This is a genomic window from Geothrix limicola (genome assembly GCF_030268085.1).
GTDB classification, from domain to species: domain Bacteria; phylum Acidobacteriota; class Holophagae; order Holophagales; family Holophagaceae; genus Geothrix; species Geothrix limicola.
The window spans coordinates 1-13,471 of record NZ_BSDE01000012.1 but is presented as its reverse complement, the minus strand read 5'-3'; the positions used below and the strand labels follow the sequence as shown (position 1 = coordinate 13,471).

Sequence of the window (13,471 nt, the reverse complement as noted above, 5' to 3'; positions counted from 1 at the left end):
CCAGCCGATCATGGGCGGCACCTGGGTTTTCGGCTTTGAAAATGGCTTCATCCGTACACCAGAAATCGCGGGGTCTCCCCTCACTTTCTGGTGTACCAGATAGGCTCAAGGTTCCCTCAAACCCTTGCAAATCTACATCTGGAACTTTGTCAGAGGCGACCAATTAGGGCATGTCTTTTGTTGAGTCTGATTCACCGTGAATGCCGTTCGCCTGGATCCACTGGATGATGTCCTGTGAAGAATGCAATCGGTCCTGTCGGAAAGTATTTACAAGCGATCTCAATAACAGAGTGTTACAAGGAGAATCACACGACACTCCAGTCGTTTGATTCTGCAGTTTAATCAGTAGCGGCACCCTATGGTCCCGCTTGATCCACCGACGCTCCGACCCTCTGACAAAGGGATCGTTGGGGTCAGCAGGCCTGCGAAACCAGTGATCCCCCACCACAATCACGATGGCATCTTCCCACCGGCCGGACTGGACTAAACAGCTGCGAAACGATTTCAGCGCAGCATCAGCCGCTAATAAATTATCCAAATAGGAACCTTTGGGACCTGAAACGGCAGGCCAATGCGGAACAGGAAAATGCACCCAGACAAGGTCTCTCCTGGGACCAATGGCCTGTCTTTCTATCATGCTCTCCATGGCCTTAAGTGCCAGACCATGGTTTCGGGATTTTTCCTCGAGAGGCAAGGAGAAAAACAGAATCGGGCCAATTACCTCCCGGGCTATATCTACGCATTCCCAATCGAGTCGATTAATACCCAATTTTCCAGCACTTCCAACCTTCTGGGTTACCCAGTGCAAATCATGGATTTGATGGCCATACAACGGAGCGTAAGGGAAACACCACCCAATGAGCGCAACGGTGCCGTTGGATTTCTGGATATCTCGATAGAGGGAGTCGTCCCAGTCCCACCCCTTCCGCACACCATCCTGTACAGCGGTATGGAGGTTGAATTCGTAATCAATTCCAGTTGAATCACTCGAGAGTTCTTTACCGCGGAGCATTGCAGGAATGGAGTAAAGGGTCGCTCCGGATGGCGGATAGGCATTACTACACCACAGCGTGAAGGAACGCCAGCGAGCGAATTCAGCAAGTTGGCCATTCGATACGCCTTGCTCTACAGATTGTTCATCCAATTCATCGAAGACCAGAATCCATATAGGGCGCTTCACAACCTGATCATTCTTGGTTCGGATGGCAGCAGTATGCTGAATTGATGCATGGAACATAACCATCTTGACATACAAGAGTGGCAAGATGGGGCAGAGCATCAAGGCCAACCTTGTAGAGCCACGAGCGAATCGGGGAATCCCCAAACGCAAAAAAACACCGATGACCAGGAACAATGCTAAACCCATGGAACCGGGCTTGAATACAAGCGAAACAGAAAGACTTGGGATTTTCCGAATGAATTGACTAAAAAGAAATATCCTGACCACTGAAAATACTGCCAGTAAACAGAAGGCCAGCCAAATCACGGCATTGAGCCTAAAGGGCTTTTTATATAGTCGATTCAGACAACTCCATGCGGCGATGCCGAGCCCCCAACTCGTGATAACCAAGGGCCAGGCAATGTGAAGGGCGCTGTTATCATCGATGACGTAGAGCCGCGGTGTGCCTCCAGTGGCAAAATCCCAGATTGGAATCAAGCACAAGTGTCCAACCGTAAGGGCGGCGACTCCCAAGAGAAGATTGTTCCAAAATGTGCGATTCATGGAGAGGTTCGAGGCTCTGATGGTGAAAGGCGTGGGTGGATTCGGCCACTGGGCTTCAATCTGACGAATTAAACATCAACATTTGGAGGTTCTAGCATGAAATCAGGCTGTGGCTCAGCGACCTAGCAACAAAAGAGTACGTTCTGATCTAGGGAGGTCGAGACGGTCAAGGATTTGGAATGACGGAGGTAGAGCCTGAATGAATTGGTCGATGGTCAGGTCCTTATAAAGAGGAAGGGTCTCCCCGGCCATTTTCAGGAATTGAGGGTCTGTTGGAGGAACCCATTCTATGACCGCCTGCCTGGTCGTCGTCCCAAGGATGAAATCGAGAATGTCACCAAGAGGAATTCGCTCCCGGACCAGTAAGTGATGAACAATAGCCAAGGCGAAAGTCATCTCAAAGCTACCCTCAATCCGATCCTGGAGACTCTTCGATTCCTGGCTACCCCACCCCAGGCGGGGTGAGGGGCGCCCGAGGTCCATAACCAGAGGCTGAAGATCGAGGTCTTTTGCTTCCGATTCACGGAACAGGCGATTGACGCATTCTGGATCGGAATCCAGAGCAACCACCCGTGCACCATGCTCCGCAGCCAGGATCGAGAACTTCCCGGTATTGCAGCCCAGATCGAGAACCGAGACGGGGCGATATTTACGCAGCGCTTCACGGAGGAAAGCGACCTTCGCATCCATAGCTTCAGCCGAGTAACTGATTCCGAGATCCTGATAGTTGAACCAATAACTAGGACTCACGTTTTCTGGGGCCAGACTTGTCAGGAGCTTCTTCAAGCCTTTCATGATACTTCGCGTGACTTCAATTGAGATTTCAGGTGACATGCTGGAGGCGGTATTTGGATGGCGCCCCTGATTGGTCCATCGAGCAAGCATTGCTGGCGCCGTGATAAGTTTGAAGGGGACCGGGCGCCACCGATGCCACATCCCTAAAAGAGGCAGGGCGACCTCAGGCGGAACCCCATCCCTGCGGCTCAAGAAACTCCAGGACAAAGGAATGTGGCGCAAACGTTTGAGCATCATTGGGATGAGGAAGTTCCTCACGAATTGACCGTAGGCACGCCACCCCAATTGGCTGGGAGTCCTTTGTGCTGGACTCATGTGATCAACGAATACAGGCCTGACTCCTTCAAAAAGGACATTAGATGGAGTCGCGTCCTTTAGCTCCCAACCGTCGTCTAGGAGCGCCAGGTTTACATCCAAAGTAACTAAGGCAGCTCGGTGCAACATTTCGTGGCACCATTCATGCGCATAACTCGGAAAGAACACCCGCGGGTGAAGCACTATGCCAGGGTGTTGGGGAGCAATCACAGCCTTGATCCACCGTCCCTGATGCTGGAGGGTTTTAAGGCTAGGCAAAGCATTGATCACCTGTGCCTTTTCCATGCCACATGGATTCAATTGCCTCACGATGTTGGGTCCATCACCTGTCGAGGTGACAAAACCATCTGGATCCCGGAAGGAATTCCAAACCGGAGCATGCGGCGGACTACTGGGTTTGCTCACGACGAGGAATCCCGTTTGCCACCGAACAGACGCCGGATGAAAGCCTGGAACCTTCGCCAATTGGCAAGGCAATAACCGAGAACGCCAGCCATGATCAGCTGAAAGGTCATGGAGCCTGAACCAGGGTCAATATACATCGTTTTTAAAATCCCAAGGGTTATAGGTAGAAATAAGGATGCACCAAGAGGACATGGTGATCAACAGTCGGTAGTATAGTTCAGAATTCAACAAATGCATTAAAGATCTGAGAAAGTGCACCAATCAGGGCTCTCAAAAAAATACATGACATTTTAAGATTGATGAGGTGCGGATGCATTTCACCCCTCTTCGGGGATACCGTCGTCTTCAACCTAGAATGTGCATCAGGCCCCAAACACCCAAGCAGACCGGTTTCTGCGAATGTTTCATCCGCACCCTCAAAGCCGTGTATCCACGGACAACGATACGAATCCCTCCGCATGAACCCGCCTGGCAAACCGACTTGCTTGATAACCCATCCCTAAGAAGCTCTTGCGGCATGAGCACCTGTTCGACCAAGGACTCTCTCCTGGTGTTGTGCTAAAATTTTAAATATCGATTGGTTGGATTGTTGACTCATGTGCGAATCGAGTGGGCTCGAGGAGATCTGAACATGAAACGCGTTCGTAGTCTTTACGGTTTCTTTGCGATTCTGCTTTTCGTCAGCCTGACGCACTTGGCCTGCGGTGGGGGTAAAACTCCCAATCAGGCCCTTCCCCCAGTCATCACCAGCTTCACTGCCGCCAAGAACCTCATCTCCGCTGGGGCCAGCGTCATGTTGACCGCAGAATTCACGGGTGGAACCGGGGTCATCAGCAACGGAGTGGGCGCCGTAACCAGCGGGACTCCCGTCGCTACCGGGAATTTATCCGCAACCACAACCTTTATCTTGACGGTTACCAATGCCAACGGTTCTACGGCAACCCAGACCCTCCTGATTTCAATCGCCCCAACTCCAGTCATTACCACTTTCGATTTGGATAAAACGATAACTACCGCTGGGATTGGTACCGCACTCAGGTGGTCATTCACGGGAGGCACCGGAATTGTCACCCCGAACATTGGTACCGTGACCAGTGGCGAATCCACCTGGGTTATGCCCACGATGGCCACGACCTATACCCTCACTGTTACTGATCCGGCGGGGGGAACGGTGACAAAATCAGTCTCCACCACCGCCGTCGTGCCTCCCGCCCACATCACCAGTTTCTGGGCGACCCCCTCCCTCATTGCCCCCGGTTCGAGCTCAACACTCATGGCTGCATTCGAGAATGGCGTAGCCACTCTGGACCACAATCTGGGCGCCATTCCCAACAGGGGGGATGGCGTGAACACTGGCGCGCTCACTGACACCACCACCTTCGCCTTGGTGGTGACGAACTCCGCCGGAGACTCTGTTGAATCACAGGTAAAGGTGACTGTCGGAACCACGGGATCTATTGCGGATGCGGGAACCATGGCCAGTGGTAGACACAATCACACTGCGACCCTCTTACCAAACGGCATGGTCCTCGTGACCGGGGGACTTTTGGAAACTGGGGTACCAGGACAGGCTAGTCCCATTTCGAGCGCGGAAATCTACGACCCCGCCACAGGAGCCTTCACGACAACCGGGTCCATGGGCACCGCAAGGTATGACCACACGGAAAGCCTACTTCCCAGCGGCAAGGTCCTCCTGGCAGGAGGGAATGATGGAGGAACCGTGAGTGCAGAACTCTACGATCCGGGCACAGGCGCTTTTTCGGCCACCGGGAACATGTCCATGCCAAGGGCTGGCCACAGGGCGACCTTACTCCCAAGCGGGAAAATCCTCCTCACCGGGGGGAGGACTTCTGCCACTCAGGCGACTGCTACCGCGGAGTTGTACGACCCATCGTCCGGCCAATTCACTTCGACGGGAACCATGACTGAGGCCCGATTAAATCACATGGCCACCTTGTTACCAAACGGTACGGTGCTTGTTGTGGGTGGGTCTATCGGCCCTTCCTATCTTGCGAGTGCCGAGCTTTATGACCCAGGCACGGAAACCTTTGTTCCCACAGGCCCCATGAGCATGGGGACGGATGGCATCACGGCACCTGTGTTGTCCAACGGTAAGGCGCTTGTTGTGAGAGGCGGGGGAGCCGAATTGTATGACCCGACCACTGGAGTCTTCGCAACAAGTAAAAGTAGGATTCTTGTGGGAGTGGGTCCCCTGACCTTACTTCAAGACGGCACTGTTTTATGTATAACCAATTGTACCAGTGATTACGAAGGCTCATATACATCTCTTTACTTTCCCACCCTCGACGCCTTCGCATATACTTCCTCTGCAAGCGAAGTTTATAAGGGCTGCACAGCCACACTGCTCCAGAATGGGAAGGTTCTCTACACTGGCGGATTGTCTGGCATCCTGCCTTTCTGGGGTGTGAATACACCCAAATCTGAAAGGCTGGCAAGGCTCTATGATCCGTTCACCCTCCTGCACTAATTAGTCGCCCCTGACAAAGTTCCAGATGTAGATTTGCAAGGGTTTGAGGGAACCTTGAGCCTATCTGGTACACCAGAAAGTGAGGGGAGACCCCGCGATTTCTGGTGTACGGATTGACGTGCCCCCCACATTAGGTCCGTCGCCCCTGACAAAATTCCAGATGTAGATTTGCAAGGGTTTGAGGGAACCTTGAGCCTATCTGGTACACCAGAAAGTGAGGGGAGACCCCGCGATTTCTGGTGTACGGATGAAGCCATTTTCAAAGCCGAAAACCCAGGTGCCGCCCATGATCGGCTGGAGCCTGGAGATGGTCCTGGATCCTGAGCAGGAGCTTTTCAAGCTTTCCCGGATCATCGACTGGAGCGGGCTGGAAGCCGAGTTCGGCAGCCTGTATTGCCCGGACAACGGGCGTCCAGGGGTTCCCATCCGCCTCATGGCTGGGCTCCATTTCCTCAAGCACACGTTCGGGCTTTCGGACGAGCAGGTGGTAGCCCAGTGGGTGCTGAACCCCTACTGGCAGTTCTTCTGCGGGGAGGAGTTCTTTCAGCACAAGCTCCCAATCCATCCGAGCCAGATGACGCGATGGAGAAAGCGGATCGGTGAAGCAGGTGTTGAGAAGCTGCTGGCCCTCACGATCGAGGTAGGGAAGCGAAGCAGGACCGTCACGGAGCGCAGTTTCGAGAAGGTGATCGTCGATACCACGGTGCAGCCCAAGGCCATTCAGCACCCGACGGATGCGAGGCTGTATCGGAAGGTGCACACGGCCATGCTCCGGATCGCGGAGAAGGAGGATCTGGACCTTCGCCAGAGTTACCGGAAGCTGATGGAGTGGGGCTTCCGCAAGCACGGCGGGTACATGAAGGCCAAGCCGTTCAAGCGGGCCAGGAAGGTGCTTCGGAGCCTGAAGACGATGGCAGGCCGGGTCATGCGGGATGTCGAGCGCAAGATGGATGACGCGGCCTTCGACCGGAACAAAGGCGCCATGATCCTGTCCGAGCTGATCCTGAGCCAGAAGCGGAAGACGAAGCACAAGATCTACAGCCTGCATGCCTCCGAGGTGGAGTGCATCGGCAAGGGGAAGGCCCACCGCCCCTATGAATTCGGCGTGAAGGTGAGCCTAGCAGTCACCCACAAGGAGGGTTTCTGCGTGGGCATCCGGACCTGCCCCGGCAATCCCTTCGATGGACACACGCTGGAGGGACAACTCGACCAGGTGGAACGCCTCACCGGCAAGGTTCCCAACACCACCTTCGTGGACAAGGGCTACCAGGGACACGGCGTGGATCCAGGCAGAAGCCGGGTCCTCATCAGCGGCACGCGCAAGCTCGGCTACACCCTCAAACGCCACCTGCGGAGGAGGGCCGCCATCGAACCCGAGATCGGCCACATGAAAAGCGATGGACTTCTGGGTCGGAACTTCCTCAAGGGCATGGCGGGCGATGCGATCAATGCCCTCCTCTGCGGCGCAGGCCACAACCTGAGAAAGATCCCGGCCCGTCTCAGGGTCCTTTTGTACCTGCTGCCGGGGAGGGCCAGTGCCGCTCTCAAGGATTTCCTCGATCAGATTGGCATCCAATCCTTCCCTCAGCCCACACCTATGCCTGCCTGATTCCTCAACTGGGGTTTGTCAGGCCCGACTCGTTAGGCTCCCATGATCAATGCGACAGCACTTTCCAGAGACCCTCAACGGGCCTTTGGCATTCTGCTTCTTGCTTACATCATCTGCGTGCCCTATCTGCTCTGGCTGTTCTGGCAAATCAAACACGGTCGTGCTGAGTCCAAAATGGGCACCATCAATCGAAAGAAAGATCCCGGTAGCTTCTGGGCTCTTATCGGCCTCCAGCTTTTAATAACGACCACTTTCCTCGTCGGTTCGCTTGTAAACTTTATTAACCAACTCAGGCCTGTCTCGTGAGCCTAACCTTTCGCTCAAGTCGGACCCCGCCTGCATTGCCTTCTGCTCTCTCTCATCATTTTGCTACCTCGGCTCCGTTCATCGTCTCGGTGCAGGCGCGGCCGCTTAGCTCACTCGTTAGGCATCAACCCATCGGCCCAATTCACGGAGATCACCATGGATTACTTCTGGAGCATCGTTGGCGCAATCATCGGCGTGATCATCTTCTGGGTAGTCCCCATATGGCTTGGTATCCGGATTGCCCACAAAAGGAATCGCTCTGCCCTTTGGATGTGGTTCGGCGTTCACCCATTGGGTGGTTGGATTACGTACGCTGTCTTGGCCTGCCTTCCCACACTCAAGAACTGCCCTCAATGCGCGGAAAAGGTGAAAGAGAATGCAAAGGTATGCCACTTCTGTCAGCACCCGTTCGATGCCTAACCCTTAGCTCAACTCGAACCCCGCCTGCATTGTCTTCCGCTCTCTCTCATCTCCCTACTTCCTCGGCTTCGCTCAGCGCCCCGGTGCAGGCGCGGCCGGTTAGCCACATTCGTTAGGCCTCGTTCAAAGGGCATCCAACCATGACGCCACGTGAACTCGTTTTCGCCTGGGTTGAGGCTTTCAACAAAGCCGATTCGCAAGCTTTGGCCAATTTCTACGCCGAAACCGCAATCAACCACCAAGTTGCGGAATCACCTGTAGAGGGGCGTACTGCAATCTTCGATATGTTCACTGCAGGATTTAAGGCAGCCAAGATGGTCTGCATCGTCGAGAACATTTTCGAAGACGGTGAATGGGCAATCCTTGAATGGCGTGATCCACTCGGCCTGCGTGGATGTGGGTTCTTTCACGTCGTGGCTGGTCAAATCGTGTTCCAGCGTGGCTACTGGGACAAGTTAAGCTTTCTTCGGCAACACAACCTTCCGATTCCCACAACCTAAAGGCCCCGATCATATGTCGTCTCGGCCTAACCTCTCGCTGCAACGGACCCAGGCGCAAGCGCCTGGTCCGCTGAGCTTCTTTCGTTAGGTGCTTTTTTAGCATTTAGAGACAGATTCGATCCTATTTATTTCCACTCACATTAGAAATTTGTTTATTATTCAATCGAACCTCCGACAAACGTTCCTCTTTCAATACCTCAAGATAAACCTTCTCGTACTCAAGTTTCCATTCAATATAATCACGATCAAATTGTTCCCACTTTTCTTTATAGATACCTCCAACGCTTAAACCGACAAGCGCATTTATCACCAATAGAATTATAGCAAATGGTATATAAGGTCGCCACTCCTTCAATGATTCCTTGCTAAACAAATATGAAAGCAATGCAGAAATTAAACCCAGTAATCCCGTTAACAATCCACCAACAATAGCTTCTCTGCTCGAACCGGCTATAAGGCCAGTAATTCCGCCGAGGGAAGCAAATGCAAATATAAAAGGAGTAGATCCAGCAATAGGTTTTGAAATACTAAATCGAATCAAAACCACAAATAAGCTTCCAAGCAATAAAACCGTAACCATGATTGGTAAAAACAATTCTTTCATAGAAGCTAATAATGATTCAAGCATTATAACTTCTCCACGAAGCATTCAATTATAATTTTTACCGACTAGAATCAGATTGATTATTCGGCTTCGGCCTCATAAATTTTTTGTCTTTTTTATAATCATTCCGTTCGTTAGGTGGCCTGTACCTCGGTCCTTTAGGGGGAACAGGTGGTTTGGGACGCGGATTAGTCACTTTTGGAGCCGGGCCAGACGATGCAGTCCCCCGATCTTGCGCATCAGCACTCCAAGAGAAGGCAAATACAACCATGCAAATTATTGTCACTTTTGCACTTGCACATAAGTCCATAAAGCCTCCAAGAATCAACAGAATGTAAGTAAAATTTCGTCTTACGCAATAGGCCTTTCTTGTTGCAGTTGCACCTAACCCTCCGCTCAAGTCGGACCTCGCCTGCATTGCCTTTCCTTCTCTCTCAACATTTCGCTATCTCGGCTCCGTTCATCGTCTCGGTGCAGGCGCGGCCGCTTAGCTTCATTCGTTAGGCGCCTGATAATCGAACGCGGCCTTCATGCTCGTTTTTCACGCTCAAGCATTTCGACGGAACGGACCAAGACCGATCCAACGCCAATCCATACCTCTAAGGAATCGAATCAAGATAACCTTCGATCAATCCTTCGATAGGCCACTTTGGCGACTGCTTCTTCGTATGTTCCAAGAATTTTTTCGCTGCGATAGGATTCGCCAACCTCAAATCCCCGAGAGTTGGATAAATCTCAGCAATGGTTCGCAGAACAGTCCCTTCATCCTCGGCTGGCACGGTTTCTCCCCTCGGCCATCGGAACTTCGATGCATAGTCAGCCTGCTCTCCGTATTCTTGCCTCGTCCATAACAATGTGAGATTGGTCTGCTCAAAGCTTTCAATCACCATCCTTCCCCTAGTGGTGGGCCTAGCTTGCGAACGTCCAAATCCGGTTGTTTGGTTCAATTTAGTGGGCTTACGCGTTAAGATCGCCTAACCCTCAGCTCAACTCGGACCCCGCCTGCTTTGTCTCCCGCGCTCTCTCAACTTCCCGCTTCCTCGGCTTCGTTCTTCGCCTCGGTGCAGGCGGGGCCGGTTAGCCTCATTCGTTAGGCCCACCTATGAGCTGCCAGGTCTGCCAGGCACCCGAACGTGAGATTTGGCCTCCGGGAAGGGGACCGAAACTTCATTCAACCGAGTTGGGAGGCAACTTCATCTGTTTAGATGCTTGCCCAGCTTGCTCTCAACTATGGGTAGTGGTTGGTCATGAGCCCTATGCATCTTTTCCTTACGCAATCTGTTGGCCCTTCTCTGAAGATGATTTTGTAGAACTGTTCCAGCGCGACATGGGCCATACACTTCACGATTGGCACCAAGCTGAAATCAACCGTCTAGGGCCAATACTAGTCGGCGAAGACTCTGCAGCAATTCAGGCCCATTCCTCACGAAGTTACGGCCGAGAGCCTTACAATCATCATCAATTCACACCGCCAAATCTCTTGGCACTGCTCGGTAGGGCCTAACCCCTAGCTCAACTCGGACCCCGCCTGCATTGCCTTCCGTTCTCTCTCATCTCTCTGCTTTCTCGGCTTCGCTCGTCGCCTCGGTGCAGGCGGTGCCGGTTAGCCCTGTTCGTTAGGCCGTCGACAAAAAGGCACACACACTACTCAAGAGGCCAATTATGAATCTTGAAAATCTCAGAACTCCCCTGTTGGCATTCTCAATTGTTGCAACCATATTGGCAGCAATTTCGACGGGTTTATATACCTATTTTGGACATATTATTGCCATTAAAAAAGAACAAACAGAAGCCAGATCTGGAACAATAGAATCAATTACAAGTAAAAAATCAGATTCAATTATTTATCCTCAGCTGGAAATCGGTAATTCCGGGTCTTTCATTTCAAATGGAGTTCCCGATGGTGTGTTATTTAGATGGAAAAGCGATAATTCACCCTTAATTAAAATCATAATAGTGAACAATAATATCTTACTATCGACAACAGTTAGAGCAAAAAACGGCGATATAATCGCAGAAATAATTGATAATGAATGGAAAACAAGTCCTATACTTGCATATGATAGAAATTATTCAAACAATGCCTTTGAAGTAAAAGATTCAAAGGGTGATATAGTATTTCAGGTCAAAATCAAAGATAAACGCGCTCAAATTCTCGGCAAATTTTATTCAAAAACAGGCTTTGGATGGCTTTTTTATCAACTACCAGCTTCCGAGGGTGGCGGCGGATCGCTAATTCCAATTCCACCCGAAGCTCCAGAACCCAAACTCCAAATAACGCCAATGTTTCAGTACCCTAGCAACAAGTATTTGAGTGTTTTGGCTAACAGTGAACGCACAAATAGTTGATTAGAATAGACTCTTGCCGCTCATCGGCCTAACCCTCCGCTCAAGTCGGACCCCGCCTGCATTGCCTTCCGTTCTCTCTCACCATTTCGCTATCTCGGCTCCGCTCGTCGCCTCGGTGCAGGCGTGGCCGCTTAGCTCACTCGTTAGGCCTCCGGAGGTGCACAATGGGCCCTTCCTCAGATCGCGCGCTTAGGCTGGCAGCGAAAATCCTCGCTGCGACCGCCGGGAAGGTTACAGATTCAGCTCTTGTGGCAACCCTAGCCGGAACCGCTCTATCTCCATTTTCGGTAATTGCTGGCCCCGCGCTCGGTGTGGCCGTAAAAGTATTAATTGAGCAGCTAACAGACGAAACCTCAAAATTGGAAGCAAAACTCGACCTGATATTACGGGAGCCCCTGCTGTCCGCCTGCCAGACCCTCCAGGAAGTTCTCTCTGCGCAGTTTCGAACTGCAGCGGAGATTCAAGAAAGGGAGCGCCAGCTCGCAGTCGCCTTTGACAACCTAAAGCGCGCCTACAACTACACTGAAGAAAAGAATACTGACAATCAGCTGGTAATTCGTATGTATCAAGCCATCGTGGCAGCGCTAAAGGAAGGCGGGCGCCCCTTCGCTTACTTGTATGTCGGAGACCTTTACGCCGTCGCGAGCGAGGCTCGCGGCGAGGCCGCTCTTCTAAGAGACACCGCAACCGCGATTGATCCTCAATTCTTCGAGGAGCACCGTGGTGATGTGGTTCGCTACGCTGTTGATTGGGATCACTATTATCAATTGCAAGCAAGCGTGAATAAGACGATTGAGAATGAAGAACAACACAAAGAGGAACTGCTCACTAAGGCGGCGAACCTTGAGAAGGCAGCGAGCTACATGGAGTCCCTTTGTTCGCTTGTTCGAAAGGTCGCTGAAAATCGAAAGGAATTATTCGCAACTGATTAACATGGCCTAACCTTTCGCTCAAGTCGGACCCCGTCTGCATTCCCTTCCGCTCTCTCTCAGCATTCAGCTATCCCGGCTCCGTTCATCGTCTCGGTGCAGGCGGTGCCGCTTAGCTTCATTCGTTAGGCCCATCATGATCACTGATGCCCTCAAATATTTTCAGGAAACCGAGCAAATTGTGAGGGCTTGCTTTTCCAATGTTGATGATTTTATTTTCCCGTTACATCGAGACCCGCTGCCTATATTTGTTTCATCTCATTCCGATGAGGAATCGTTTCAGGCAGAATACTCTGCCTGGCATAAATCCAATGAGGACTGGCTTACCAAGTGGCACCAAAACCAAAAAGCATATTTTGAGGCGACAACCTCAAGATCGTTCGCTTGTGGGTTCATTCTTCAAGTAGCGTATAACGCAATCTATGACTTCTCTTCAAATACAGTGGTTCACTCTGATTTCTCTGACATCATCAAGCCAAAGCAGAAGCCCGTTAAATATTGCATGGGTCGAGAAATCCGGGGTATTCCGCTCGGCTTGCTTATATACGCAGGCAGAAACCAATTCTGCCACGCAACTGATGGCAAATTAAATCCCATTGGCCAACGAGTATTCGAGTTTCTCGCGATCAGGTCTGATTCTGGTTTTGCAAGTGGTGGTATAGACAAATGTTTCGATTTGACTAACACACATCTGCACACCTTCGCGCATAATATTGTTGCCTTGCTACCTTGGCATTCTTATGACGATTACATCAAAGATATGCAAGCTCTGTCTTGGGCCTAACCCCTCGCTCAACTCGGACCCAGCCTGCATTATCTTCCGTTCTCTCTCATCATTCTGCTTTCTCGGCTTCGTTCAGCGCCTCGGTGCAGGCGGGGCCGGTTAGCTTCATTCGTTAGGCAGCCTCCATGGCGCGCAAAGCCAGACTATTTCTACGGAATTCCAAATGTCAAAAGTTCAATTAACCTACTTCGTCCATCTCGGATGGTCTCGGCACGACATTCAGACCAATGCCAAAATTGAATGC

At 51.7% G+C, this 13,471-nt stretch carries 10 protein-coding genes; 7 read left to right on the top strand and 3 right to left on the bottom strand.

The window, feature by feature from the left end; genetic code table 11:
* Positions 1 to 163: 163 nt before the first annotated feature.
* Positions 164 to 1,723, bottom strand: coding sequence for a sulfatase-like hydrolase/transferase (locus QSJ34_RS18305; protein ID WP_285578106.1), 1,560 nt, complete (start codon positions 1,721 to 1,723; stop codon positions 164 to 166).
* 114 nt (positions 1,724 to 1,837) lie between these two features.
* Positions 1,838 to 3,238, bottom strand: a complete 1,401-nt coding sequence (locus tag QSJ34_RS18300; RefSeq protein WP_285578104.1) for a class I SAM-dependent methyltransferase — start codon at positions 3,236 to 3,238, stop codon at positions 1,838 to 1,840.
* 631 nt (positions 3,239 to 3,869) lie between these two features.
* Here QSJ34_RS18300 and QSJ34_RS18295 point away from each other — a divergent pair.
* From QSJ34_RS18295 to QSJ34_RS18280, 4 genes are all read left to right on the top strand, one after another.
* A complete protein-coding gene (locus QSJ34_RS18295; RefSeq protein ID WP_285578102.1) occupies positions 3,870 to 5,726 on the top strand; it encodes a tRNA wybutosine-synthesizing protein 4 beta-propeller domain-containing protein in 1,857 nt (618 codons plus the stop codon).
* Between the two features lie 247 nt (positions 5,727 to 5,973).
* A complete protein-coding gene (locus QSJ34_RS18290) occupies positions 5,974 to 7,335 on the top strand; it encodes an IS5 family transposase (protein ID WP_285578100.1) in 1,362 nt (453 codons plus the stop codon).
* 42 nt (positions 7,336 to 7,377) lie between these two features.
* Positions 7,378 to 7,641, top strand: coding sequence for a hypothetical protein (locus QSJ34_RS18285; RefSeq protein WP_285578098.1), 264 nt, complete (start codon positions 7,378 to 7,380; stop codon positions 7,639 to 7,641).
* A gap of 560 nt (positions 7,642 to 8,201) precedes the next feature.
* Entirely contained in the window at positions 8,202 to 8,561 is a 360-nt protein-coding gene (locus QSJ34_RS18280; protein ID WP_285578096.1) for a nuclear transport factor 2 family protein, read from the top strand.
* 121 nt (positions 8,562 to 8,682) lie between these two features.
* Here the strand turns inward: QSJ34_RS18280 and QSJ34_RS18275 are convergent, their stop codons facing one another.
* Positions 8,683 to 9,189 (bottom strand): hypothetical protein, encoded by a 507-nt coding sequence (locus tag QSJ34_RS18275; protein WP_285578094.1) that lies wholly within the window; start codon positions 9,187 to 9,189, stop codon positions 8,683 to 8,685.
* A gap of 1,638 nt (positions 9,190 to 10,827) precedes the next feature.
* Here QSJ34_RS18275 and QSJ34_RS18270 point away from each other — a divergent pair.
* The 3 genes from QSJ34_RS18270 to QSJ34_RS18260 all read left to right on the top strand — a co-directional run bounded on the left by QSJ34_RS18270 (position 10,828) and on the right by QSJ34_RS18260 (position 13,227).
* Positions 10,828 to 11,514: a hypothetical protein gene (locus tag QSJ34_RS18270; protein WP_285578091.1), complete on the top strand. Its 687-nt coding sequence runs from the start codon at positions 10,828 to 10,830 to the stop codon at positions 11,512 to 11,514.
* A 164-nt stretch (positions 11,515 to 11,678) separates the two neighbouring features.
* Complete coding sequence (locus QSJ34_RS18265; protein ID WP_285578089.1) at positions 11,679 to 12,446, top strand: hypothetical protein; 768 nt, start codon at positions 11,679 to 11,681, stop codon at positions 12,444 to 12,446.
* Between the two features lie 133 nt (positions 12,447 to 12,579).
* On the top strand, positions 12,580 to 13,227 hold the full coding sequence (locus tag QSJ34_RS18260; RefSeq protein ID WP_285578086.1) for a hypothetical protein: 648 nt from the start codon (positions 12,580 to 12,582) through the stop codon (positions 13,225 to 13,227).
* Positions 13,228 to 13,471: the final 244 nt, after the last annotated feature.

Coding starts and splice junctions, on each gene's coding strand:
- QSJ34_RS18305 (WP_285578106.1), bottom strand. CDS start 1,723: ATGAATCGCACATTTTGGAACAATCTTCTCTTGGGAGTCGCCGCCCTT.
- QSJ34_RS18295 (WP_285578102.1), top strand. CDS start 3,870: ATGAAACGCGTTCGTAGTCTTTACGGTTTCTTTGCGATTCTGCTTTTC.
- QSJ34_RS18290 (WP_285578100.1), top strand. CDS start 5,974: ATGAAGCCATTTTCAAAGCCGAAAACCCAGGTGCCGCCCATGATCGGC.
- QSJ34_RS18285 (WP_285578098.1), top strand. CDS start 7,378: ATGATCAATGCGACAGCACTTTCCAGAGACCCTCAACGGGCCTTTGGC.
- QSJ34_RS18280 (WP_285578096.1), top strand. CDS start 8,202: ATGACGCCACGTGAACTCGTTTTCGCCTGGGTTGAGGCTTTCAACAAA.
- QSJ34_RS18275 (WP_285578094.1), bottom strand. CDS start 9,189: ATGCTTGAATCATTATTAGCTTCTATGAAAGAATTGTTTTTACCAATC.
- QSJ34_RS18270 (WP_285578091.1), top strand. CDS start 10,828: ATGAATCTTGAAAATCTCAGAACTCCCCTGTTGGCATTCTCAATTGTT.
- QSJ34_RS18265 (WP_285578089.1), top strand. CDS start 11,679: ATGGGCCCTTCCTCAGATCGCGCGCTTAGGCTGGCAGCGAAAATCCTC.
- QSJ34_RS18260 (WP_285578086.1), top strand. CDS start 12,580: ATGATCACTGATGCCCTCAAATATTTTCAGGAAACCGAGCAAATTGTG.